This window comes from Verrucomicrobiota bacterium, assembly GCA_016871495.1.
Lineage (GTDB): Bacteria > Verrucomicrobiota > Verrucomicrobiia > Limisphaerales > VHDF01 > VHDF01.
Genome location: VHDF01000028.1, coordinates 1 through 23236 on the forward strand (window position 1 = coordinate 1; position 23236 = coordinate 23236).

A 23236-nucleotide genomic window follows, 5' to 3' on the forward strand; every position below is an offset into this window, starting at 1 on the left:
TGCAGACGGCGTTAAGCAACGCGGCGTTGCGACGTCACGGGTTTTGGATGCCATCCGACCTTGCGGCCACCGTGTGAAGGGCCGCTGCGTTCAACCGCCGGATGCGGAAAACCGCACGTCCGGTGGTGTGGGAGGGTGCCGGGGCGCAATCCCCGGCACCCGACCCGATCAGCAGACAGGGCTGTCTGCGTTACCAAGACAACCTCTGGAGGCACGGGGCACCGCGAGGGATGGCGGTTGAGGATTCTTTTTTTCGAAAGAAATGGCGTGGTGCGCGAGGGGTCAGTAGGGTTCAAGCCAGTGAAGATTGCATTTGTTGGGGACATTGTGGGGGAACCGGGGCGCCGGGCGGTGCAGCGGCTCTTGCCGCGGCTGCGACAAGCGCACGGGATTGTGTGTGTGGTCGCCAATGGGGAAAACGCGGCGGGCGGTTCGGGAATCACACAGGAAACAGCGGCCGAGATTTTTTCAGGAGGCGTGGATGTCATCACCACGGGCGATCATGTCTGGGATCAGAAAGAGACGGCCCATTTCATCCAGCAAGAATCGCGGCTCTTGCGTCCTTGTAATTATCCCGCGGGCACCCCGGGGAACGGCAGCTTCATCCATCGCATGGAGGATGGCAGTGCGATTGGCGTGGTGAATGTGCAGGGACTGACGTTCATGCCTGATTTGCGGGATCCATTTGAAGCTGTGGAGGAAGAATGGCGCCGTCTGCGGGCCGACACGCGGGTGGTGATCGTGGATTTTCACGCGGAGGCCACTTCGGAGAAAGTGGCTTTGGGACGGTTTATGGACGGGAAGGTCAGCGCGGTCCTGGGCACGCACACGCATGTGCAGACGGCGGACGAACGGGTGTTTCCAGGCGGGACGGCGTTTCTATGTGACGCGGGGTTTACCGGGCCTCATGAGAGTGTCATTGGACGAGAAATCGAGCCGGTCATCCGCCGTTTTCGCACGCGCATGCCGCAACGCTTCGGCGTGGCAAGGGGAGACGTGCGGATGCAGGGGGTCATCCTCGAAGTCGATCCTGAATCGGGGCGATCCCGATCCATCGAGCGGTTCTCGATTCCTTTGGAAGAGGGCACCGCCTAGGTTTTAGTCCGGCAACCTTCGATTCCGAGTATGGCGGGACTTCAACAGACCGGTTGGGACTTCGATGCTCCGCCCCCTGAACGAGGATCTTCGTCACGGGCGGAGTCCTCCAATCGGACCTGGTCCGTGAGTGAATTGACGTCGCGCCTCAAGGGTTTGATCGAAACTCAATTTCGATCCGTCTCGGTCCGGGGTGAGATTTCCAACTTGCGCATCCAGAGTTCCGGGCACGCGTATTTTGGGTTGAAGGACGAGGGCGCGCAGCTTTCCTGTGTGATGTTCAAGTCGGCTGGGGCCGAGTCTCGCCGGTTGCTGGCGGATGGGTTGAGTGTGGTGGCGACGGGGGAGATGAGCGTCTATGAGCCGCGGGGCCAGTATCAACTGGTTGTTCGTCAAGTGGCCTTGGAGGGGCAGGGGGCGTTGCAACTGGCGTTCGAGCGCTTGAAGCAGAAGCTGCGCGAGGAGGGGTTGTTCGACCCTGGAAAAAAGAGGCCCATCCCCAGGCATCCCCAGCGTGCCGGGGTGGTGACTTCTCCCACGGGTGCGGCGCTGCGCGACGTGTGCCATGTGCTGGCGAGGCGCGACCCGGGTTTGCGGCTTTTGCTGGCACCCTGCCGGGTGCAAGGCTTGGACGCGGCGCGGGAGATTTGCGCCGCCCTTGAAGCGCTCAACCAGTGGAGCCGTGTTCAGCCCCCGGGCCAGAAGCTCGACGTCATTCTGATGACGCGTGGTGGCGGCAGCCTGGAAGATTTGTGGTGTTTCAACGAAGAATCGGTGGCGCGGGCCATCCGAGCTTCCGTCATTCCGGTCATTTCCGCGGTGGGCCACGAGATTGATTTTACCATTGCGGACTTCGCCGCGGATTTGCGCGCGGCGACTCCAAGCGCGGCGGCGGAGATCTTGAGTGAAGGTGCGATGCAGGCTCGCGACTTCGTGGAGGAAGTGGGACAGTCACTTTTCAGATCTGCGCGGCGCGGGTTCGATGCGGCCTGCGATGGCTTGGACGGAGCGCGGGGTCGATTGGCACGGGCGCATCCGCGGCGCCAGTGGGAGGATCGTGTGCAGCGGGTGGACGAGGTGGTGGATCGTTGGCAGAAGTCTTGGGTTGCGGCGCTGGCGTTGAAGAAGCAGGAGGCCCGGGCGTTGGGGGCGCGGGTGGCCTTGCGGCTCTTGAGGCCGCGTTTGGACGCGGCGAGGATGGGTGTCCAGCAGTGGCGCACCCGGTTGGAGAGTGCCGCGCGGCACGGGCTGAATCAGAAAAGCTCCGGCTGGGAATCGGCTCGGTCGCGATTGCGGGCCCTCTCACCTGACGCTGTCTTGGAGCGCGGTTATTCGATCACCCGCCGGGAGAGGGATGGTGTGATCGTGCGCCGGGCGGGGGATGTCGAGGATGGCGAGGTGTTGCTGACGAGGGTTTCTGCCGGGGAACTGCGCAGCCGGTTGATCTGACACGGAGAGAGCAGGGCGCTCCGTGGCAGCGAATCGGAATGCGGATCAAGGCTGCGTCAGTGTGCCATGGCCTGCGCGCGGCGCCGGCCTTCGGTCAAATAATCCAGGCAGTTTGCCAGGCGTTCCTTGAGTTCCTTGCGATGGATGATCGCGTCGATCAGCCCGTGGTCGCGCAGGAATTCGGCGGTTTGGAAGCCGGGAGGCAACTCCGCTTGGGTGGTATCTTTGATGACGCGCGGCCCTGCGAAACCGATCATGGCGCCGGGTTCGGCGAGGATCAGATCTCCGACGCTGGCAAAACTGGCCATGACACCGGCGGTGGTGGGGTGGGTGAGCACGCTGATGAAAGGGAGGTTTTGTTTGGCGTGGTAGGCCAAGGCTCCGCAGGTTTTGGCCATTTGCATCAGGCTGAACATGCCTTCGTACATGCGCGCGCCGCCGCTGGTGGCGATCAGGATGACGGGCAGATGCCGGTCCGTGCAGGTTTCCACCAAACGGGTGATTTTTTCTCCAACCACGGAACCCATGGATCCTCCCAGAAATCCGAAATCCATCACGCCGAGCCCTGTCCGATGGGAGCCGATTTGAGCCAAGCCCGTCAGCACGGCATCCTTGAGCCCGGTCGATTTCATGTAACTCCGCAGTTTGTCCGCGTAGGAAGCGGCACCGGTGAATTTCAGGATATCCACACTGGTCAGTTCCGAGTCCATTTCCTCGAACGAACAGAGTTCGACCAGGGCATGAATGCGTTCTCGCGCCGAAATCGGGAAGTGGTGTTCGCAGCGATTGCAGACTTTGAGGTTGGCGTCGAGTTCCTTGTCATGGAGCAAATGGGAGCACTTGGGGCATTTGGTCCAAAGACCTTCCGGGATCTCCCGTTTCCGCGATTTGCCCGCCCCGATTTTCCCCTTCTTTACAAAGCTTGTTTCGCCTTTCAGTTCGGGCGGGGTGACGGCAGGTTCCACCGTTTCAAGTCCGAGCGTGCGCTTCGTAAAGGTGCTGGTTCCCATGTGCGGTGGTCACTCTAGTCTTCAAATCCCCAGGCTGTCGATTCGCGATTCGAGCCGTCCTAAGTTGAGGGCGGCCTGGCCCACCAAGCCTCGAGCGAGGGTCCAAACCGCCACTTCCTCCGCCCCGGCCTTGAGGAGTGACCTTGCACAGGCATCGGTGGTCGCCCCCGTGGTCAACACATCATCCACCACCACGATTCGCGCGGCTCTAACCATTTCTAAGTTATTGACTGTAAATGCTTTGTTGACGTTTCGACGGCGGTCTTCGCGTCCCAAAGCGGTTTGGGTTGACGTATTTTGGACACGGCTGAGGCAGCGAACGTTCAGTGGAATTCCGGTGGCGGAGCTTAGTTCTCGGGACAAACACTCGGCCTGGTTGAATTCTCTTTCGCGACGCCGGACAGGGTGCAGTGGAACCGGCACGATCCAGGTCCAGCTACCTGATTGAAGTGAGGGGGCCGCTCTGGCGACGAAGAGGGAGGTCAAAAAGGGCTCGAAGTATTTATGGCCGTTGTATTTGTACCGATGAATGATCTGGGAAAAGGTGGGTGTCACGATGAGACAGGAACGAGCATGACTGAAGGCCAAATCCATGTCCTCGCAGTTGGCGCAGCGGAAGTTCGAATCCATACTCCCTGCGTAGGGGAGCGCGCATTTCTCACAGAAGGGCGGTTGGAGCCATTGCAAGCCATTTTGGCACGCGGCACAGACAAACCCGGATTCGCACGAGGCGCGTTTCAGTCGGCAGATTTGGCACCAAGGCGGGAAGACCAAGTCCAGTGCAGTCTTGAGCCAGAGATGTGAGTTGGAGGCCAGTTTCTGCAGTAAACCTGGATCAATGGACGGCGCTTCGCTTGGTGAGTGGCTCATGGGAGGTGCTCCTTCGCGCTATGAAGATATAAACCACGAGCAACACGGGCAAGGCAATCCAGCCGTCAATGAGGCGTTCGCTACCCCAGACGCGTGGGGAGGCGCTCGAGACTGGATCGGTAAGGAAACCGTACATTTTTAGCCAGAAGACCCAGCCGGCGTGGAGCGCTGCGGGTCCCCAAAGGGATCCAGACTTGAGGTGCCATCGACCCAGGATGAGGCCTGCCACGAGCAGGTTGAGGAATGCGGGAAACAAGGAAGGCAGATCGACGAAGCCGGCGGTCATTTGCGCGAGCACGGAGAATCCCGAATCCCATTTGATATCTCCCTCATGCTGAACTCGGCGGAAAAAATGGGTGATGGCATAGACGGAACTGCTGAACCAGAGTGCGGCTTTTGGACCCCAAGCTGGTCGTGTTCCCCCCAGCAGCATGCCCCTGAAAAGGGATTCTTCGATGAGGGCAACTGCCACGGCAGAAAGGGCGGCTTTTCCGACTGATTTCAGGGTTGAAGGCAAGGTCAGAGAGGTCTGGAGTTCGTGCGCACCGGCAAGCCAGGCGAGAATCCCCAGGGAGATCCAACCGACGAGAAATCCGTGGGCGAGTTCGCGTCCGGGAGCCGGTTGGGGGGTCCATCCCAAGCCGGTGATCCCGCGAAGATTTAAAAAACGGCCCAGCGGCCAGAGTCCTGCGATGGCGATCAATAACAGGCAGCGATTGACGTAGCGATGGAACGGCGCCGAAGCGAGACCTTGCCAGGCTGGGTGATGCTCAGCCAGGAATTGGACCAAGGCATGGAGCCAGGGGGCGAGGATCGCCGCTCCGAGGAACACTGCGGTGAAGTATCCGAGAAGCGCCAAACCGGTGCGTTTCATGCGTGGTCTCCACGCGAAACCGCGTTCTCTGAGAGTTTCCTGTGGGGCAGGAGACTGACAAGTGGGGTGGTTCCAAGCCGATGGACCCCTGACAAAACGGGAAAAATCCACCAAAAATTGGCTGGAGCGGCTGGGGGGGCGGGACGCGGGTCTGGATTCATGCAAGGTTCTGCGTTGCAAAAACCTTTGGCACGGGAACCGCTGCCATGATAGACGATTCGCCGCGCCGGGTGCGGTTCATTTGGGGAAACATGTTTGGATTGAGCAGACAGACAGCGGTCACGCAGGGGCCATTCGGCCCTTTCCAGCTCCATGAGTTGATCAATTCGGGGGGCATGGCGGAGATTTGGCTGGCGACGAACGCGAGGAACGAGCACCTCGCTCTGCGATTGATGCAGGAGACATCGGGTTTCGATTTTCTGAGCAAGAAGCGTTTTCTCAGGGGTTCGGAAGTGCTTTCGACCATGTCGCCGCACGATTCGGTGATTCGCTATTTGGGACATGGCAAAATCAACGGTATTCTCTATCAAGCCACGGAGTACGTTGAAGGCGCCAATTTGAAGCAATGCATGGCGCGCAATGACGAGAATCTTGCGGAGTTCGTCGGAAACATCATCCTTGATGCCGCCTCGGCTCTGGAGCACGTGCATGACTCAGGATACATGCACCTCGATTTCAAGCCTGAGAATATCATGGTGACGGCCAATGGAGGTTCCCGCCTGATTGACTTCGACCTGGCTCAGCCGATTCCGGACAAACCCAAGAAATTGACGGGGAACCCCGGCACTCCTGCTTACATGGCGCCCGAGCAACTGATGCGGCGTCCGATTGACCGGCGGACGGACATTTTTTCCTTCGGGGTGACGGCGTACGAGGTGCTGACCTTTCACAAGCCCTTTCCCGGTGAAACGCCAAAAGAGGTCCTGCTCAAGCAAATCGCGGATCGCCAGAATGGATTCGTTCCCCCGCGCGAGCTCAATCCGGCCATTCCGGCTGGAGTGGAGAAGGCCATTTTGAAATGCATCGAAGCGGATCCGGAACGGCGTTACCCCTACATGAGCGTGCTCGTGCGTGACCTCAAGTCCGCGCTTTACGTCTAGTGATCTGTTCAGGCCCCCGCACCTTGGACTGGGCATTCCGAGTCAGCGGTGGGCCCGCCGGAAGGAGCCATCAAGCGAATTTGGTGATGCCGGGCAGCGCGAGAGGCGGAGGGGTGAACTTCATGTTCCAATCGATGGGATCCGGCACCAAATGATCGTTCGATTGGAGGGCCTGTTCCCACGTGACTTCGAGGCCGGTGTAGGCGGCCATGCGACCCATGATGGACAGCAGGGTGCTGGTGCACATGCGGTCCCCATCGTTGATGGGATTTCCCGAACGAATCGAGGCGAAGAGTTCATCGTGCTCGGTTTGATACATGTTGTTGTTTTCGCCTTGGTAGCGCCACGCTTTGGGGCCCTGAATTTCAGGAGTGGAACGCACCCCAATGGTGCCGGTGCCCTGGGTGCCCAGCACATAATCGGCGTTCTGATTGTAGCACCCCGTTTGCTGCCGGCAGCCGAGGAACGCGCGCACTCCTTTGGCGTATTCGTAATTGATGTGGAAGTGGTCGTAAATGTTGCCCCCATGCGCGGGTATCTGTCGGCCCCCGACCGCCACGGCTTTGAGGGGCGGCACATCGCCCATCGCCCAGGCAATCTTGTCGATGCTATGCACCGCTTGCTCCACGAGCCCATCCCCGCAGAGCCAGACGAAATTGTACCAGTTGCGGATCTGCCACTCGATATCGGTCATGCCGGGACGCCTTCGATCCGCAGGCGGCATGGGCTTCACCGGTCCCGTATAATAAGTGCTGTAGAGCGCTCGAATCTCGCCGAGATCCCCTCCCAGCACGCGCTTGTAAAACTCCCGGCGCGCAAAATCGTAGCGCCAGCAGAATCCGGCGACGACCGCCAGTTTCTTCTTTTTGGCCACTTGCGCCGCCTCCATCACCATGCGGACGCCGGGTGAATCAGTTGCCATCGGTTTCTCACAAAAGACGTGCTTGTTGGCCTCAATCGCGGCCTTGAAATGAACCGGACGAAAACCCGGCGGCGTGGCCAGCAACACCACGTCGATCCCGCTCTCCAGCACTCGCTGGTAGCCGTCCAACCCGGTGAAACATCGCTCCGGGTCCACTTTGATTTTGTCCGGCGCTTCCCGGCGAAGGGCGGCGAGGCTGTTCTGCATTTGATCCTCAAACGTGTCCGCCATGGCGTGCAAGACCACGTTCTTGTCCGCCGCCAGAGCCTGGCTGGCGGCGCCCGTGCCACGTCCTCCGCAACCGATCAATCCGACTTTGAGCGTGTCGCTGCCGGCGGCATGCACGCCGCCGCCGAGGTGTAGATCTGCGGCAAGCACGCTTCCAAAAGTGAGGGTCGAAGCTCTCAGGAAGTCGCGCCGATTGGATGAAGCGGCAGGGGTTGCACTGACAGCATGTGTGGGTGTGGATGCGGATTCGTTCATACGTTGAGACGGTGTTGATTCTACTCTGCAGATTGCCTGCGGGTGGTGTGCTGCGTCAAGGCTTCGCGTCCTTCGAGACTTGGTCCTGACGGGAAGCACGAGGGGGTGGGGGTGGAGGCGCGTAGTCTTCCCCCAGCTTCATGCCTGCCGGCGGTCCGGGCGGCGGGGGGGGGTGTCCGGCGGCGATCAAAAGTTGATGCAGCGCTTGGACGGTATCCGGAGAGGGTTTGTAATTTCCCACCCGGTAACCTTCGGCAATTTTGACCGGGGTCCAGCCGTGCCGGTTGGTTTGGTGCCAGGAGGTTGCTTTGGCGCCGTGATCGGCGAGCAAACGGACGGCGAGCGGCAAATTCTTGTAAGCCGCTCCATGCATTGCGGTATCACCGTTCCGGTCTTGCGCGTTCACATCGGCCCCGAGCGCGAGCAGATACTTGAGCATCTCAAGAACTTCGGGTCCGGTGCCCGCTTCCTCGGTCGGCGCCATGGTGCCTAGGCCGGCGGCGGCCATAAGGGGTGTGCTCCCATCCGCGTTAGGAATCCCGGGGTTGGCACCCAACTCCACGAGGAGCTTGGCCATGGGCAGATCGGCGGTGGCGCAGGCGAGCAGGAATGGGGTGGCACCTTTTCGATGCAGCACAGCCTTTCCGCCCCGGCCCGAGCTGAGTTGGAGGTTCGGGTTGGCACCTCTGCGGACGATTTCCCGGATGAACTTCAAACTGCCCACCTGACCCGAACCGAGTGGAGGCGGATCGCCGTCCTCGCCATCGCCGCGGTTGGGTTTGCGCACCCACGTCAGAGCGTGCAGCGGTGAGAATCCCGAACGTTGATCGTTGGGATCAGCTCCGGCTTCCACCAACTGCAATGCGAGTTCGAAGTGCCCGCTTTCCACCGCTAGCAGGAGTGGGCTCATGCCTCGGCGGGGTCCCTTGGACACTTGCTTCCGTGGCTCAATCGTCGCTTGCACATCGGCTCCAAGACGGAGCAGAGCGGCGACGGCTTCCGAACGGCCATCGCGTGCCGCCAAATGGATGGGGCCGAACCCCGAGTCGAGCGTGATTTTCAGATGGGCCCCGTTTCGGACCAGGGCTTCGATGATGCTCGCGTGTCCTTCGGAAGCGGCCCAATGGAGGGCGGCCTGTCCTTTCGAGTCGGTGGCGTTGGGGTCTGATCCCTTCGACAAGAGGATTTGGACGGCTTCGAGATTGCCGGAGCGGGCCGCGATGGCGAGCGGCCGTTCTCCTCCTGGGGAGGTTTGCGCGGGATCCGCCCCGGCGTTGACCAGCAGGCGCGCGACGTGACCGTGGGGTGAGGCGCAGGCCAGCGCCAGGGGGGTGATGCCGAATCGATTCGTGGCATCGGGCTTGGCTCCGGCGCGGAGCAGCCAACGCGTCGAGTCGGGGTGGCCGTGAAAGGCAGCCCAGTGCAGGGCGGATGCGCCGTCTGCTTGAGCCGCGTTCGGATCGGCTCGTCGAACCAGTTGACGTTTGACTTCGGAGAAGTCCTGTCGCTCGGCTGCGTCGGCCACCGTGGAATCGGATGGCGACGGGGTTGGATTTCCGGCGTACGCGGACCAGAGCACCGCGAAGAGGCCGAAAACGGAAGCGCGTGCGCGCATGCAGGTCAGAGGGAAACCGATCCGCCGAGCTCGTCGATCTTGCCGCTGCTGTCCGCAAACTGGTCGAGTCTGACGCCGGCTTGATCGAGGAGGGTGAGGTGCAGATTAGCCAGAGGGGTGGTTTTTTCAAAACGAATGTGGCGTCCGCCACGAACTCCCGCGGTGGCTCCGCCCGCCAGGATGACGGGCAGATGGGTGTGGTCATGGACGTTGGGATTTCCCATGCCGCTTCCGTAGAGATAAAGAGAATGGTCGAGCATTGAACCGCCGCCTTCGGGGGTGTCCTTCAATTTCAGAACGAATTCGGCGAAGAGCGAAACGTGGAACTGATTGATCTTGGCCATGCGAGCGATCTTGTCCGGATCGTTGCCATGGTGGGTGAGCGGGTGATGAGCGTCGGGCACGCCCACTTCGGGGTAGGTGCGATTGCTGGTTTCGCGAGCGAGTTGGAACGTGATGACGCGCGTGATGTCTCCAAGGAGGGCGATGCGCTGCAGCTCGAACATGACTCGTGCGTGTTCGGCATAGGAAGGTGGGACCCCGGCGGGCCGGTCCATGTCCGGCAGCGCCCCTTCCTGGGAGGCGGTTTCGGCGAGTTGGATGCGTCTTTCAACTTCGCGGATCGTATCGAGGTAATTCTCGACGCGTGCTCGGTCGGCGGGCCCGAGTTCGCGATTGAGGCGGGCGAGGTCCTGTCGGAATCCATCGAGCAGACTGGCTTTGCGCCGGAGAGCGGCGCGTCGTTCGGCCTTGGATCCGCCGCCGCCGAACAATGTTTCAAAGACCAGGCGCGGGTGGGCTTCGGCGGGGAGGGGTGTGGTGGGAGAGGACCAGGAAAGGTTGTTTTGATAGACGCAGGCGTAGCCGTTGTCGCATTGGCCGGTGGTTTGGAGGAGGTCCATGGCGATTTCGAGCGACGGCAGTTGCGTCGTTTTCCCGATCTGGCGGGCGGCGATTTGATCCACCGTGGTGCCGAGATAGTAATCGGAACTCTCCGTGAGTTTGGCGCGGGCGGCGCTGAGGAAGGCGGAATTGGAGGTGGCGTGCGTGCCAGGATAGGCGTTCTTGAGTTCGAATCCGGAGAATACGTTGACGTGGTTCCGGATCGGTTCGAGCGGGGAGAGAATGGGGGAGAGCTGATCGAGAGAATGCTCGCTCCGAGGAGTCCAGCGTGTGAGATCACAGCCCATGGGCATATAGACGAACCCCAGGCGGCGCACGGGTTGGGCGGCGGTCTTAGAGAGTGCGGTGGCGGCGGGAACCATGGCGTCGAGGAGGGGAAGGGCCAGTGTCGCGCCCATGCCGCGCAGGAAAGCACGGCGAGGAAGGTGTTTGCGGGTCAAGATCATGGTTTGGACCTCATGTTAAACGGTGTGCTCTGAACAACGCCGAGAATCAAGTCTGAAACGCGGTAGCCGGACTTGGCCGCCTCGCGCACAATTTTCCTCACGGCCGGGCTGTCGGAAGGTTCCACACCACGTCCGAGCGCAAACGTCAGGAGTTTTTCGGTGAGGGTGGCGGCAAAGATGTCCGGACGCATTTGCAACCGCTGTTCGAGTCCGGCGACTCCTGCAATGACACTGCCATCGGGGAGCCCGCCGCTCACGTCGATGGGCTGGCCGTCCTCGGTGGTGCGCCATCGGCCGACGGCATCGAATTGGCCGAGGGCAAATCCCGGTGGGTCCATGAGGTTGTGGCAGCCGGAGCAAGCGGGATTGGCGCGGTGTTGAGCGAGGCGTTCGCGCATGGGGAGGCTCTCGAGGGTAGTCTTTTCGTCCAGGGAAGGAACGTTCTCCGGCGGTGGCGGCGCGGGGGTTCCCAGAATGTTTTCGAGCACCCACTGTCCTCGCAGGACGGGGGAGGTGCGAGTGGCGTAGGAGGTGACGGTCAGGACGCTGCCGTGGCGGAGCAGACCGCCTCGCTGGCGGTCGGGTCCGAGTTGAACCCGGCGGAAATGGCTGCCTTGGACGTGAGCGATGCCGTAGTGGCGAGCGAGGCGCTCGTTGAGGTAGGTGTAATCGGCGGTGAGAAGGTCGATGGCGCCGCGGTTCTCTCGAAGCACCGATTCGAAAAAGAGCCGGGTTTCCGTTTTCAACGCCTGGCGAAGATTGTCGTCGAAATCGGGAAAGAGGCGTTGATCGGGCGACACTGAATCGAGGTTGGGAAGTTGGAGCCATTGGCCGGCGAAGTTTGCGGAAAGCCGGGAAACTTTCGCATCGGCGAGCATGCGCCGCACCTGCTGGCGCAGGATGGCAGGTTGTTGAAGTTGATTGTTTCGGGCGAGTTCGAGCAGCGTATCGTCCGGTAGGCTGCTCCAAAGAAAAAAGGACAACCGGCTGGCGAGTTCGAGGGAAGTGATGCGGTAGGGCTGGCCGGAGGGGAGGTCCGTTGGATCGCGCTCGACGCGGAACAGAAAGTTGGGGTTGGCGAGAATCGAGGCGAGAGCGTGTTCGATACCGGACTCGAATCCACCCAAAGCTCGTCCGGACTCGAAATGGGCGAGCGAGCGGGAGAGGTCCACAGCATCGGGCGGGCGCCGGTAGGCTCGGAGCATGAGTTGGGAGAGGATGCGAGCGGCTTCGTTCGTGCCTGGATTCGTAGCCCGGTTGAGGTCGCCGAAGAGGATCCGGCGGCTGGGGGTCATGGAGGGGGGCGAGGGATGGAAGGGGCCTTGGATGGTGATCTCGTAGATGGCTGGGGTGAGGCGCGGGTGGCGATGCATGTTGAATCGCGCCTCCCAAGGCTGGCGCCGGGTTTGGGCGAGCTGGGGCGTGTTTTGGAGGAACGTGACTCCGATCTGTTGTGCTCCGGCGGGCAAGTTGACCTTGAAATGGAGGTGGGCATCGACCTTGGAGAAATCTCGGCGTCCGGGCGGTGGCGAAACGGTGGCCTGGCCGATCGTTTTTTTGTCGAGGAGCAACAGCAGTTGGTGGGGCTCATAAAGCCCCTCGACCTCCTCGTTGCGATCACGCGCGAGGCGGACTTGGATTTCGTAGGTGCCCGATTGCGGCGCGTGATGGGAAAGTCGAACCCCTCCGCGCGTGCCCCAGGGCATGCCCTCGACATGGCCTTCCTGGGTAAGATCAGGGCGGATGCGATAGATTTCGGCTTCGATCGAGGGCGATGGGGCTCCGACGGCGAGACGGCTTATCTTCTCGGCGGCGGCAAAGTAACGGTTGAGCAAGGTGGGAGAAAGGTTGGCGACCGTGACATTGTCGAATCCGCGGCTGGAATCCTCCTTGGGCAGCAGGGATGACGCGTCGATTTCCAGGGCGAGCAGGTCTTGGATGGCGTGTTGATATTCGGTGCGAGTGAGCCGGCGGAATGTTTCCGTGCGGCCGGGTTCCGGGTGGAGCGCGGCGTGCCGGTCGAGCTTAGACTCGATCGAGGTCAGGGCCTTCCGGTATTCTGCTTCCGAGGGGCGGCCTTTGCCTGGAGGCGGCATTTGCCGGGTGTTCAGTTTGCGAACGACTTTCTCCCAAGCGGTCGTGTATTCGGAAATCGGTTGATGGATCCACGATTCGAGATTGAGTCCCCCTTTCTTCGCGTCTGCATCGTGACAATCCAGACAATAGTTTTGGATGAACGCGCCTGGAGCGGCCTTGGAAGTCCTGGCCAGGGCCGCCTGTGCGGAAGCATCAGCGAACCCGAGGAGAAAGCCGGCCACAAGCCACGGAAGGCCCAGCGAGACCGCCCGACACGAGTCCAGCCTTAAGGGAAAGGCATGGGCCAGGAAGGTACTCATGGTATCGCGTGGATATTGAACCACAACCCGGTGACAGAACCAAAGCTTGAAATGAGCGACGAAACGCAACTCAAACTCGTCCAGCCAGGAATCCCTTTGGGATTGAAGGCGGGATTCCGTCGCCGTGGGCATCGCCCATTCCGTGGTCATTGAGAAAAACACGACGAAGAACGAGGCCTATCCTTGATGGATCTGGTGAGTGATTCGGAAAGGCTTTATCGCCTGGACCTTGCGAAGTTTCTTGAAGGCAATTGCCATTGTAAACAAGTAAACTCCGCCGGGCCGAGGTGCGGAGTGGCGACTAACTTCAGTATCAAGTGAGTTGGGAGGATCATGCAAACTGGTGCCGGCGCCGGGTGGGTTGGGCACGGATGCAGACCGGCTGACCGGAGGGACCGGATCAGATCCGAGTCGGACGGCGGGAAACGCCGCGTTGGCCGACCCACAATAGGCAGAGGATCAACGCGAGGAACGGGAGCAGAGAAAGGGCGTCGGCCCGGCCCTCATTCCAATTCTCAGCCGAGAAGAAGGGATTGTGGGAGGAAGACCACCGAGTAACTCTGGCGCTGAAGTCAGTGAAAATGCCCTCGCTAAATGCGATGACGATGCCGGCGATGGCCCCGCCCGCGATGTAACCTGAGGCCAGCATGACTCCCGAGCTTTTGTCACTTTCGGCAGCCAGCTCCTCCTCGGTGGTCTTGTGTTGTTCCAATTCTCGCCGTTGCCGACGATCGATCCACGCTCGGATCACCCCTCCCATGAAGAGGGGCATGGAGGACGAGATCGGCAGATAAACGCCGACGGCAAAGGCCAGTGAAGGGACACCGCAGAGTTCGAGGACGACGGCAATGAGCACTCCGAGGAGCACCAGGGCCCAAGGCAGTTTCTGATCGAGAATGCCTTTGATGATGTAGGACATGAGCAAGGCTTTGGGAGCGTCGAATTTTCGCACCTCGGTTCCATCCTCGCGTTTGCTGTGCGATCCGTTGATCCCGGGATCCACCAGCCAGAGCGCCTTGCCATCGGGCGCGACGAGATACTTGCCCGCGGGAGCGATGGCGGCATCCGTGTTGTGCCAGACTTTGAGCGGCTCACCGACCTCGGATTTGTCAGGATCGCGCTTCTTCTCGGTGCGGGTGAGTTTCGAAGCGTCGGTGGTCAGCCCCGGTTTGATTTGAGCGATAGGGACATAAACGGTGGCCGTTTCATTCAAGGTCAAGAGAATGGGGCCGAGGACGAGCGCAGAGGCGAGAGCGCCCACGAGGATGGCGGCTTGCTGCAGCCGGGGCGTCCCGCCCACTAGGAAACCGGTTTTGAGATCCTGGGCGGTGGTTCCGCCATTGGAGGAAGCGATGCATACGATGCCGCCGATGGAGAGCGCGGTCAGGTAGTACCGGCTTTCCCTCCAATCCAACAGGAAGAAGATGAGGCAGGTGAAGAGCAACGTGGCGACGGTCATGCCGGAGATAGGATTGGACGAGCTGCCAATTTCCCCGGTGAGCCTCGATGAAACCGTGACGAAGATGAATCCGAAGATCACGATCAGCAGAGCTCCGACCAGGTTCACTTGCAAGGGGGGCGCCATCCAGATGGCGGCCAGGAGGACGACGAGTCCGCCCACGACGACCTTCATGGAAATATCCTGGTTGGTGCGGGTGATGCGGGGGGTGCCCGTGCTTTTCCAGCCGAGATCCTGAAGCCCACCCTGGATGCCGTGCCAAATCGTCGGGATGGAGCGGAAGAGGCTGATGAGTCCGCCCGCGGCCACCGCGCCAGCCCCGATGTAGAGGACGTACGCGCCGCGAATATCGCCAGGGCTCATTTGCGAGATGGGGGAGGAGCCGGGTTCGAGCGCGCTCGAGCCCAGGGAACCGAAGAACTTGATCATCGGTATCAGGACCAGATGCGAAAGGATCCCGCCGGCGACAGTCACGGCGGCGATGCGGGGTCCGATGATGTATCCGACCCCGAGCAGTTCGGGTGAGATTTCGCATCCCACGGATCCGGACGGAAGAACCTTCGAGAAGACTTTTTCGGGGACATCGCGCCAGCCTTTGAACGCGACCATGGCCGTCTTGTAGAGCAGTCCAATGCCGAATCCCGTGAAAATCGTGGCGGCGGCGAGGTTGTTTCCAGCGCCGGCCTTGGCGCTCCGTTCCCATTCGGCGCGGGCGGAAGCCGAAGCGGAGGCGCGGGATTCGGCGGAGGCGCCGGCCTTAAGGACATGGGCGCAAGCGGTGCCTTCCGGGAAGCGAAGAGTTCCGTGTTCGCGGACGATGAGGGCGCGGCGGAGGGGGACCATCATCAAGATGCCGAGAAGACCTCCGAGCACGGCGACGAGGGCGACGCGGGAAAGTTCGAGGTCGAAGCCGAGGATGAGGATGGCCGGCATGGTGACACCCAAGCCGAAGGCGATGGATTCCCCGGCTGAGCCGGCGGTCTGAATGATGTTGTTTTCCAGAATGGTCGAGTCTCGGAAACCGAATCGGGCGAGCATTCGAAACCAGGCGATGGAGATGACCGCAACCGGGATGGAAGCGCTGACGGTCAATCCCACCTTGAGCACGAGGTAAAGCGAAGAGGCGCCGAAAATCATGCCGAGGAACGTACCGGTGAGGAGCGCCCGGGCCGTGAACTCTGGCAGCGAAGTTTGGTCGGGAATGAACGGTTCAGGGGCCGTGGATGAGGCGCTCATGCAAAAAGAAACGGGGGTCAGCCTGCGAAGGATCGAGCCCAGGCATCGGCGGCGAGAAGTTGATCGAGCGTGGGATGGGAGATGACCTTGTGGGCGTTCATGGCCCGTTCGACCCACTGCGAGATGCCCGGGAAATCGAGCTTGCCGGCGCAAAAGGCTTCAACGGCGACCTCATTGGCCGCATTGAGCACGGCGGGAAGAGTGCCGCCGGTTTCTCCCGCCCGCCGGGCCAAATTCAACGAGGGAAAGCGGCGCGTGTCCGGTTCCTCGAACGTGAGCGATCGATACGCGGGGAGGCTGGTCTGGACCCGCTGGCTGGCCGCTCTCTCGGGATGCAACAGCGCATGTTGGATGGGAAGGCACATATCCGGGGCGGAGAGTTGAGCGAGGATGGAGCCGTCGACAAATTCCACCATGGAATGGATGACACTTTGGGGATGGACCACGACATGAACGCGGTCCATCCCGATATCGAAGAGCCAGCGGGCTTCGATCATTTCGAGGCCTTTATTGAACAGCGTGGCGGAATCGATGGTGATCTTCCGGCCCATGACCCAGGAGGGGTGCTTGAGCGCGCGTTCAACCGTAATCGCAGGGAACTCGGCAGCCGGGGTTTCCCGGAAGGGACCTCCTGAAGCGGTGAGCAGGAGACGGCGGACGGAATCGGACGGCTTGCCATCGAGGCATTGGAAAATGGCGGAATGTTCGCTGTCCACGGGGAGCACGCGCACACCGTGGCGTCGTGCTTCGGCCATGACGATTTCGCCGCCGAGGACGAGGATTTCCTTGGAGGCAACGGCGATGTCTTTACCCGCTCGAATGGCCGCCAGGGCGGGGAGAAGCCCGGCCGTGCCCACGATGGCGATGAGCACGATATCCGCTTCGGGCAGGGTGGCGAGTTGGATCAGGCCGTCGGGGCCATGATACACCGGGCACCGGGAACCGACGCGGGAGGCGAGGTCGGGAACGCGTCCGGAGTCGGAGATGGACACGGCGAGGGGTTGGTGGCGGAGGGCTTGTTCGGCCAGGAGGTTCGCGTTGGAACCGGCGGCGAGCCCGATGAGCCGGATACGTTCCGGGAGGTCTTCGGCGACCTTGAGCGTGCTGGTGCCGATGGAACCTGTGGATCCGAGCAGGACGACATTCTTCATGAAGGTGTGGGTGGAATTCTTTCGAAGGACGGGCTCGTTGGAAATACAGAAATGGAGGTGATGGCCGGGGGGGGGAAGCGCTGAGGAAGGGGGATGGCGCCGAAGCGGGGGATTCATCGTTCTACCGTGAAATCAATTGGGTTGTGCCGGGAGCCCAAAGTGGGGGCATGGTTGGTGGAGAGGGAAGTGTTTTTGGAGGTTTGATGAAGGAAGACTCGGAAGCCGGAACCTTGGGCCAGAGGCTCGAAGATCAGGGGCAATTTTTGGAAGGGGTCGAGGCGGAGTTCAGGTCGGCTGGGAGGAGGGAGCGCGTCGAGGGTTGTTGGAAGCCGGCCGTGCTTGAGGCGAAACTCCTCGATTTCCAAACCGACGCGGGCACATCGAAGCCGGCCAGCCAGGGTCCCATGCAAGATCAGTTCACCTTCGGAGATCGTGCCCAAGTAATCAGCTCCTGGGAGCCAGTGAGAGCCCGTGGCCGGTTCGAGTTTGACCAAAGCCTCGCGGGCTGCTGGCCAATCAAGAAGGGACAACTCCTTGAGGCGAATTACGCGATGGAGGCAAGAGGAAAGATCCCGATCGGAGAGGCCGGTGAAGTTTCCGACATTCCACCGGAAGGCGTCGATGTTCGAGGTCATGGGGAGGACCGGCACGCCCCTGCGCAACATTCCCGGACCATTTTCTCGAACCAAGATGGCGTAAGTTCCCATACTGTCGGCTAAGTTGCCCAGGAAACCCGGAGTTGCGTAGTCGGGTAGAGCTGCCCTCAAGCGTTGAAGCGTCATGGCGGGAAGCCGGTGCTGACTCAAGAGCCGCTCCATCAAATTGAGAGCCTGGCTCTGCCATCCTCGGTGCAGGTAGATTCCGGGCCAGTCCGGGGAGTTCGCGAACATGTCTCCGATCCGCAACTGGGCGGCAATCAGGTCCACCGCCTCTTCCAGTCGACCCTGGTCCATGCGAACGGCGGCCGCGAGGAGCAGGGGTTCCTGGAGTTTGAAAAAGTGGACTGAGGGATTGTCCACAAGGGAGTACTCGGACTTGGGGAATTCAATGCCGGTGAGAGCTGCGGCGTCGCGAAAGAGTTCCAGGCAGCGCGCGTTCTGGTCGATCTCGGGGCCAAGCTGAGCGAGACGCGCGGATGAGAAAGGTTTGTGCCGGAAGGGAACCTCGTCGTTTTGGTAGCGTGCGGTGGACCATTTTCGCAGGGGCGTGAGTTGAGTTGCCGCTTGATCAAGCAGGGGCCGGGCGTTGGCCTCGGCCGGAACACGGAGTTTCGTGTGAGCCAAGTCCTTGAAGTGGCGGGGCATGCTCAACGAGCGCATTCTTGCGAAAGGCTCTCCCAGCGCATGTTTCCACCAGGCTCGGTGGATGAGGAGCGCGGCGACCGATAAAGCGGCCAAGCCGAAGGGGATGGAATAAAGTTTGGGCCATCGCCAGAAGCGGAAGGTGAAGGCGGCCAGGGTTGTCTTTCGGTCAGGCCTGACGAGTGCGGACTTTCGGAAACCCTCCGAGGCAATCAGCCGAAATTGGGAAAGCAACTTCCGCTTGGCAGAGAGGCCAAAGCCAAGCGACCATGGGAGGCTGATCACGAGCAACAAGAAAGGAATGTAAGGGAACCAAGGGGGGGTCCGGGAGAGCAAGACTGCCATGCTCGTGGCCGCGGCGGAAAGGACAGCCGTGAGGACCAACGGTGCCACCAAAACGCTCACGATGGTCTGATTGACGGCGATTTGGGAGGTTTTCCGAGTGAGAGCATTCCAAAGGGCCACCCAGCGCACAGCCCAGGCATCGACCACGACCAGGACCAGCCGGGCGGCCAATCCGCCCAAGGCCACATTCCGCTCGGTTTCGTTCGTCACGGTACGCCAGACGACCGTGGTGGTGAGCAGGATATCCGCGGCCGCCAGGCACAGCACGGGTTTGAGAAATATGGTCTGCAGAGCCAGACGATGTCCGTGAACGAATTCCCGAACTTCGACTGGAGTGGTGAGAAGCAATTCCAGGGCTCCGGTGCGGCGATCCTCGCCCAGCCGAAGGCAGGCCTCGGTGCCCCACCAGATTTTCAAGACCCCGTAGAGCAACCAGAAGAGGAAGTAGAGAAAGCCCCACGCCATCATGAGCGAAGTATGGGCTGCCAGCAGTGGGCACCAAATCGCTGCCATGCTGAGGACGAACCACCAAGCGTATTGAGTCTTGCGTTGATGACGCCCGGCCAGCCAGAGGAAAGGATTCTGGTCGAGGAGGGTGGGGCGCCGTTGCCGCCGTGAGTTCCCTTCGCCATAACTCCAGCGGTCGGCGAATTGCTGCCACTTCATTCGGCGCGGGCTGGGAGGCGTTCCCCGGGCGGCCAAGGGCAAGACACGCGAGGCGAACCACAGCAGGGTCCAGCCCGTGGCATGTCCAAAGGCCAAATTGGACAGAAACCTCGGTTCCAAAAAAGTTGCGATTGTCATCCCGCCTTGCGCCGTTTCGATGGCGATGATGAGGGAGGCAATCGGGCTGAGATCTACGATTCCGCTGGACCAAAACCCGAGAAACAGGTTGTTGGGGGAGGCCAGGAGAAACGCGGCGAGAAGGGGGCCGAACAGGACCAGCAACACCAAGCCCAGGGCCGAAAGGGTGGCGCGGCGGCCGTCCACGCTCAAGGCGGACGCCAGCGCGGCGCATGCGAGGGAGAGAAACAGCGCATTGGCCCAGACCAGGCCCATGCGGAACACGTCCGAAAGCCGGATTCCTCCCAGCAGGAGCGCGATGGCGAGAACGGGGAGCAGACTGAGGATGGCGTAGAGCGCCCCCAGAGCACGGGCGGCGATCTTGCCGAGCACGATATCATGTCCTCGAAGGCTGGTGAGAAAAAGCAGTCCGAGAGTTCCTTCCCGCTTTTCCAAGCTCAGGTTGTCGGCAAATGCGAGACCGATGGTGGTGCAGAGAATGAATGCCCCCACGGCCAGCATCGAGAAGAGCATGCGGGCTTGGGAGGCAGGCCCCGAGGCGGAGCCCTCGAAGAAAAGGACGACCACCAGGACGGCCATGCCCCAGAGCGCACCGATCGAACGGTTGTGGTAAACTCGCGGTTCTCGAGCCGCGGCCGCCAGTTCCCGGGACACAATGGGGAGCGCCGTCATCCGGGGGACCACCCGAAGTCGGGACTGACGCGGCGTTCACTTTGGGAGGAAGAAGGCATGGGTGGAGGAGGAAAACCACAATGGACACCTTCGTCCCCGGTGTTCGGTTGTTTAGGGAGGTGGGGCGGTGCTGGCGCGGGCGATGAGCTCACAAGGCAATCGTTTGGATTCCACTCGGTGACCTTCCAATTGTTTGAGCAGTAAATCGACCGCGGCGGTGCCGAGGCTGAATTTCGGCAGGTGCATGGTGGTGAGGGGCGAGGGTAGTTTATCGCTGAAATGAAAATTGCCGGCGCCGACGACGGAGACCTGGCGGGGGACGGAAATGCCTTGTTGGGTCAGCACCGACATGACTCCGGCGGCAACCATATCGTTGATGGCCACGATGGCGGTGGCCGCACAGCGTTCATGCAGAAATTGCAGGGCGGCGGCTTCGCCCTCCTCCATCGACGTGCCCGCATTGTAGAGGCATTTGTCGTCCTGGGTGAGCCCGGCTTCCCGCAGAGCCCGGCGATAGCCTTCGTAGCGTTCCTGCGATTGCGGGGACACGACGGGTCCTGCGAAGAAGGCGATGTGTCGGTGGCCCAATTCGAGCAAGTGTCGGGTGGCGCGTTCGCCGGCCTGAAGGTCGCCACACTCGACATTCGGAAAGTCGGCGCAGAAAAGGGCTCGCTGGCCGAGGACGACAGCGGGTGTGCCCTGGGCGGCGAGGAATTGGTAGACGGGCGCCTGGGCAGCGAGGCGGTACACGGGCGCCACCAGGAATCCATCCGCGTTGCGCGCAAAGAATCCGCGAAGGACTTGCTCTTCTCGTTCCGCCCTCTGCAGGGTTTGACCCACCAACAGGTGATAGCCCCGGGCGTGGGCCTCCTCCTCGATGCCGGAAAGGACACGAATCCAATAGGGATGGGAGAGCGAGGGCAGGACGACGCCGAGCAAACGAGTGCGGGTATTGCGCAAGCTCGCGGCGGCGGAGTTGGGCACGTAACCCATTTGCTGGGCGAGCAATTTGATTTTGGATTTCGTGGCGCTTGAAATATCAGGCTCGTCTCGCATGGCTTTCGAGACGGTCATGATGGAAACCTTGGCGCGCGAGGCGATGTCCAGCAGCCGCACGCGGGCCAGGTTTCGCCGGGGACGGGGTGGAGTGGGGGACGCCTCAGACATGGCCGCCGCTCCAATGGAGTTTGCGCCGGAGGGTTTCGAAGAAGGAAGTTCCGGAGGGGTAGAGCAGGCGCAGCCGGCGCCGGCTGCGGCGAACGTGGACACGGTCGTCGTGGCCCAGGTTGAGACTGACCTGACCGTCGGCCGTCAGAATGGCGGAAGGGCGGGTGGAGTGAACCGTCACGGTCAGCACCTTATCCAGACCGATGACCACCGACCGATTGGAGAGCGTGTGGGGGCAGATCGGGGTGATCATGAAGACGGGCGCATCGGGTGCGACGATGGCGCCACCGGCCGAAAGCGAGTAGGCGGTGGAGCCTGTGGGGGAGCTGATGATCAGCCCGTCACACCGGTAGCGGGTGAGCGGCTGATGATCAACCGCGACATCGAGTTCGACCATGCGCGAAGCGCCAGACCGGTTGATGACCAGGTCGTTGAGGGCGCGAAAGACGGGGCTTCGGTTTCCGGCCTCGATGCGACCCGTGATGAGGGGGCGCGAATCCATCAGGAACTCGCCCTGCCAGACCTGCCGCAGGATGCGCGGAAGATCACTGGCCACCACGGCGGTGAGAAAGCCGAGATTGCCGATATTGATTCCGAGGACCGGGGTGTCGAGTCCATCGAGTTCTCGAGCGACCCGGAGCATGGTGCCATCGCCGCCCATGACGAGCAGAAGGTCGCACGCGGCCGCGAGGCTCCGGGTATCGGGATGGGTGGGAAGGTTCAGCCGGGCGAGGGCCGCGGTGGCGGCATCGGCCAAAGGCTCGCGCCCGGCGCTAGCGACGAGCTTGCAAGCCTGCCGCGCTACTCTCGGGGCGTCCGATTTCTCGGCGTTGGCGATGAGCCCCACCTTCAGGATTGTGTCAGCCAGTTTTCTCAAGCCAGACCAGGAATTCTTTATTGCCGGCAGGGCCGAGTATTGGGGATTCGACCACCCCACGCCAGCTCAACCGCGCGTCTTGAACCGTCCAGCTTTGGAGTTCTCTCAAGATACGGTCGTGAATGGCGGCATCACGAATCACGCCGGCGCCTTTGCTGGCCTCGGCGCGTCCGGCCTCGAATTGAGGTTTGACGAGGGCCACCACTTTCGCGGCGTTGTCGAGCAGAGGGATGAGCGGGGGCAAAATGAGTTTAAGAGAGATGAACGAGCAATCCGCGACGGCCCACCTGAAAGGTTGAAAAGGCTGGGGAAAGGAATGGGGGCTGAGATTCCGGGCGTTGGTCTTTTCCATGACCACGACCCGGGGATCCTGCCGGAGCTTCCAGGCCAGCTGGCCATGGCCCACGTCGACGGCGTAGACGCGGGCGGCACCGTGCTGGAGCAGGCAATCGGTGAAGCCGCCCGTCGAAGCCCCAAGATCCAGCGCGGAAGCCTCAGCGGGCGACAATTGGAAATGACGAAGCGCGTGTTCGAGTTTGAGTCCGCCCCGGCTGACATAGCGTTCCGGGCTCTCCAATTCGATCGCGTCGGAGAGGTGCACCCAGTCGCTTGGCTTTTGGGCGCGGCGCCCTTTCACACGGACCTGTCCGGCCAGGATGGCGATTTGGGCTTTCTCGCGGCTGGGGAGAAGCGCCAGGGCGACGAGCGCCTGGTCGAGACGGAGTCGCGAGGACCGGTTGGAGGCGGGAGGCTTGGGGCTTGGAGTCGGGTTCACGTGGCGCCCGCGATGGATTCCTCACGCCCTGGCCCGGAAATTTCATACCCCTTCTGCTGCGACTTGCTGCGAGCCCGACTGGCGTTGTTGGCCTCGCTTTCCTCACCGGTCAGTATGTTCTCATACATCCCTGTCTGCTGTAGCGCAGGCTGCCCAGCCTGCGGGGCGACGAAGGAAACCAAGCGTGTGGAGAGCATGGAAGGGCCTGGTTCTTCACCCGCCGGGCCGCCGGGCAGTCGGCGATACGGCAGGCTGGGCAGCCTGCGCCACACGACAAACAACTTCG

Annotated in this window: 17 protein-coding genes; 3 read left to right on the plus strand and 14 right to left on the minus strand. The window is 61.5% G+C overall.

The genetic code is table 11. The features are described from left to right. Window positions 1-300 precede the first annotated feature (300 nt). Window positions 301-1095, plus strand: coding sequence for a TIGR00282 family metallophosphoesterase (locus FJ404_08290; GenBank protein MBM3822867.1), 795 nt, complete (start codon window positions 301-303; stop codon window positions 1093-1095). A gap of 30 nt (window positions 1096-1125) precedes the next feature. After that, window positions 1126-2544, plus strand: a complete 1419-nt coding sequence (gene xseA / locus FJ404_08295; GenBank protein MBM3822868.1) for an exodeoxyribonuclease VII large subunit — start codon at window positions 1126-1128, stop codon at window positions 2542-2544. A 56-nt stretch (window positions 2545-2600) separates the two neighbouring features. Here the strand turns inward: xseA and FJ404_08300 are convergent, their stop codons facing one another. From FJ404_08300 to FJ404_08310, 3 genes are read right to left on the minus strand one after another with little or no spacing between them, the layout of a single operon-like run. Further along, window positions 2601-3554 carry an acetyl-CoA carboxylase carboxyltransferase subunit beta gene (locus FJ404_08300; GenBank protein ID MBM3822869.1) on the minus strand — a complete coding sequence of 318 codons (954 nt, stop codon included), beginning with the start codon at window positions 3552-3554 and terminating at the stop codon, window positions 2601-2603. Between the two features lie 21 nt (window positions 3555-3575). Then, on the minus strand, window positions 3576-4424 hold the full coding sequence (locus FJ404_08305) for a ComF family protein (GenBank protein MBM3822870.1): 849 nt from the start codon (window positions 4422-4424) through the stop codon (window positions 3576-3578). Then, a complete protein-coding gene (locus tag FJ404_08310) occupies window positions 4390-5298 on the minus strand; it encodes a CPBP family intramembrane metalloprotease (GenBank protein MBM3822871.1) in 909 nt (302 codons plus the stop codon). Before FJ404_08310 ends, FJ404_08305 begins: the two co-directional genes overlap by 35 nt. A 206-nt stretch (window positions 5299-5504) precedes the next feature. On the opposite strand from FJ404_08310, the gene FJ404_08315 reads away from it, so the two are divergent. Next, window positions 5505-6398 carry a serine/threonine protein kinase gene (locus tag FJ404_08315; GenBank protein MBM3822872.1) on the plus strand — a complete coding sequence of 298 codons (894 nt, stop codon included), beginning with the start codon at window positions 5505-5507 and terminating at the stop codon, window positions 6396-6398. A gap of 70 nt (window positions 6399-6468) precedes the next feature. Here FJ404_08315 and FJ404_08320 read toward each other — a convergent pair whose 3' ends face one another. From FJ404_08320 to FJ404_08370, 11 genes are all read right to left on the minus strand, one after another. Beyond that, window positions 6469-7803 (minus strand): Gfo/Idh/MocA family oxidoreductase, encoded by a 1335-nt coding sequence (locus FJ404_08320; GenBank protein ID MBM3822873.1) that lies wholly within the window; start codon window positions 7801-7803, stop codon window positions 6469-6471. Window positions 7804-7858: 55 nt separating this feature from the next. Then, complete coding sequence (locus FJ404_08325) at window positions 7859-9418, minus strand: hypothetical protein (protein MBM3822874.1); 1560 nt, start codon at window positions 9416-9418, stop codon at window positions 7859-7861. Between the two features lie 5 nt (window positions 9419-9423). Continuing rightward, window positions 9424-10767, minus strand: coding sequence for a DUF1552 domain-containing protein (locus tag FJ404_08330; protein MBM3822875.1), 1344 nt, complete (start codon window positions 10765-10767; stop codon window positions 9424-9426). After that, window positions 10764-13163: a DUF1592 domain-containing protein gene (locus FJ404_08335; protein MBM3822876.1), complete on the minus strand. Its 2400-nt coding sequence runs from the start codon at window positions 13161-13163 to the stop codon at window positions 10764-10766. Before FJ404_08335 ends, FJ404_08330 begins: the two co-directional genes overlap by 4 nt. 400 nt (window positions 13164-13563) lie before the next feature. Then, entirely contained in the window at window positions 13564-15858 is a 2295-nt protein-coding gene (locus FJ404_08340; protein ID MBM3822877.1) for an oligopeptide transporter, OPT family, read from the minus strand. A 17-nt stretch (window positions 15859-15875) separates the two neighbouring features. Then, the gene (locus tag FJ404_08345) at window positions 15876-17009 is read right to left on the minus strand and encodes a 1-deoxy-D-xylulose-5-phosphate reductoisomerase (GenBank protein ID MBM3822878.1); all 1134 of its coding nucleotides are present in this window, start codon (window positions 17007-17009) and stop codon (window positions 15876-15878) included. A gap of 113 nt (window positions 17010-17122) precedes the next feature. Beyond that, entirely contained in the window at window positions 17123-20131 is a 3009-nt protein-coding gene (locus FJ404_08350; GenBank protein ID MBM3822879.1) for a hypothetical protein, read from the minus strand. 111 nt (window positions 20132-20242) lie between these two features. After that, window positions 20243-21298 (minus strand): LacI family transcriptional regulator, encoded by a 1056-nt coding sequence (locus FJ404_08355; protein MBM3822880.1) that lies wholly within the window; start codon window positions 21296-21298, stop codon window positions 20243-20245. Next, on the minus strand, window positions 21291-22022 hold the full coding sequence (locus tag FJ404_08360; protein MBM3822881.1) for an ATP-NAD kinase: 732 nt from the start codon (window positions 22020-22022) through the stop codon (window positions 21291-21293). Before FJ404_08360 ends, FJ404_08355 begins: the two co-directional genes overlap by 8 nt. A gap of 136 nt (window positions 22023-22158) precedes the next feature. After that, window positions 22159-22950 carry a TlyA family RNA methyltransferase gene (locus tag FJ404_08365; GenBank protein ID MBM3822882.1) on the minus strand — a complete coding sequence of 264 codons (792 nt, stop codon included), beginning with the start codon at window positions 22948-22950 and terminating at the stop codon, window positions 22159-22161. Next, on the minus strand, window positions 22947-23231 hold the full coding sequence (locus tag FJ404_08370; GenBank protein ID MBM3822883.1) for a hypothetical protein: 285 nt from the start codon (window positions 23229-23231) through the stop codon (window positions 22947-22949). The genes FJ404_08365 and FJ404_08370 overlap by 4 nt, the downstream gene beginning before the upstream one ends. Window positions 23232-23236 lie beyond the last annotated feature (5 nt).

Excerpts from the sequence above, each read along its gene's own strand:
- xseA (MBM3822868.1), top strand. The coding sequence starts at position 1,126 with ATGGCGGGACTTCAACAGACCGGTTGGGACTTCGATGCTCCGCCCCCT.
- FJ404_08300 (MBM3822869.1), bottom strand. The coding sequence starts at position 3,554 with ATGGGAACCAGCACCTTTACGAAGCGCACGCTCGGACTTGAAACGGTG.
- FJ404_08305 (MBM3822870.1), bottom strand. The coding sequence starts at position 4,424 with ATGAGCCACTCACCAAGCGAAGCGCCGTCCATTGATCCAGGTTTACTG.
- FJ404_08310 (MBM3822871.1), bottom strand. The coding sequence starts at position 5,298 with ATGAAACGCACCGGTTTGGCGCTTCTCGGATACTTCACCGCAGTGTTC.
- FJ404_08315 (MBM3822872.1), top strand. The coding sequence starts at position 5,505 with ATGATAGACGATTCGCCGCGCCGGGTGCGGTTCATTTGGGGAAACATG.
- FJ404_08320 (MBM3822873.1), bottom strand. The coding sequence starts at position 7,803 with ATGAACGAATCCGCATCCACACCCACACATGCTGTCAGTGCAACCCCT.
- FJ404_08325 (MBM3822874.1), bottom strand. The coding sequence starts at position 9,418 with ATGCGCGCACGCGCTTCCGTTTTCGGCCTCTTCGCGGTGCTCTGGTCC.
- FJ404_08330 (MBM3822875.1), bottom strand. The coding sequence starts at position 10,767 with ATGATCTTGACCCGCAAACACCTTCCTCGCCGTGCTTTCCTGCGCGGC.
- FJ404_08335 (MBM3822876.1), bottom strand. The coding sequence starts at position 13,163 with ATGAGTACCTTCCTGGCCCATGCCTTTCCCTTAAGGCTGGACTCGTGT.
- FJ404_08340 (MBM3822877.1), bottom strand. The coding sequence starts at position 15,858 with ATGAGCGCCTCATCCACGGCCCCTGAACCGTTCATTCCCGACCAAACT.
- FJ404_08345 (MBM3822878.1), bottom strand. The coding sequence starts at position 17,009 with ATGAAGAATGTCGTCCTGCTCGGATCCACAGGTTCCATCGGCACCAGC.
- FJ404_08350 (MBM3822879.1), bottom strand. The coding sequence starts at position 20,131 with ATGACGGCGCTCCCCATTGTGTCCCGGGAACTGGCGGCCGCGGCTCGA.
- FJ404_08355 (MBM3822880.1), bottom strand. The coding sequence starts at position 21,298 with ATGTCTGAGGCGTCCCCCACTCCACCCCGTCCCCGGCGAAACCTGGCC.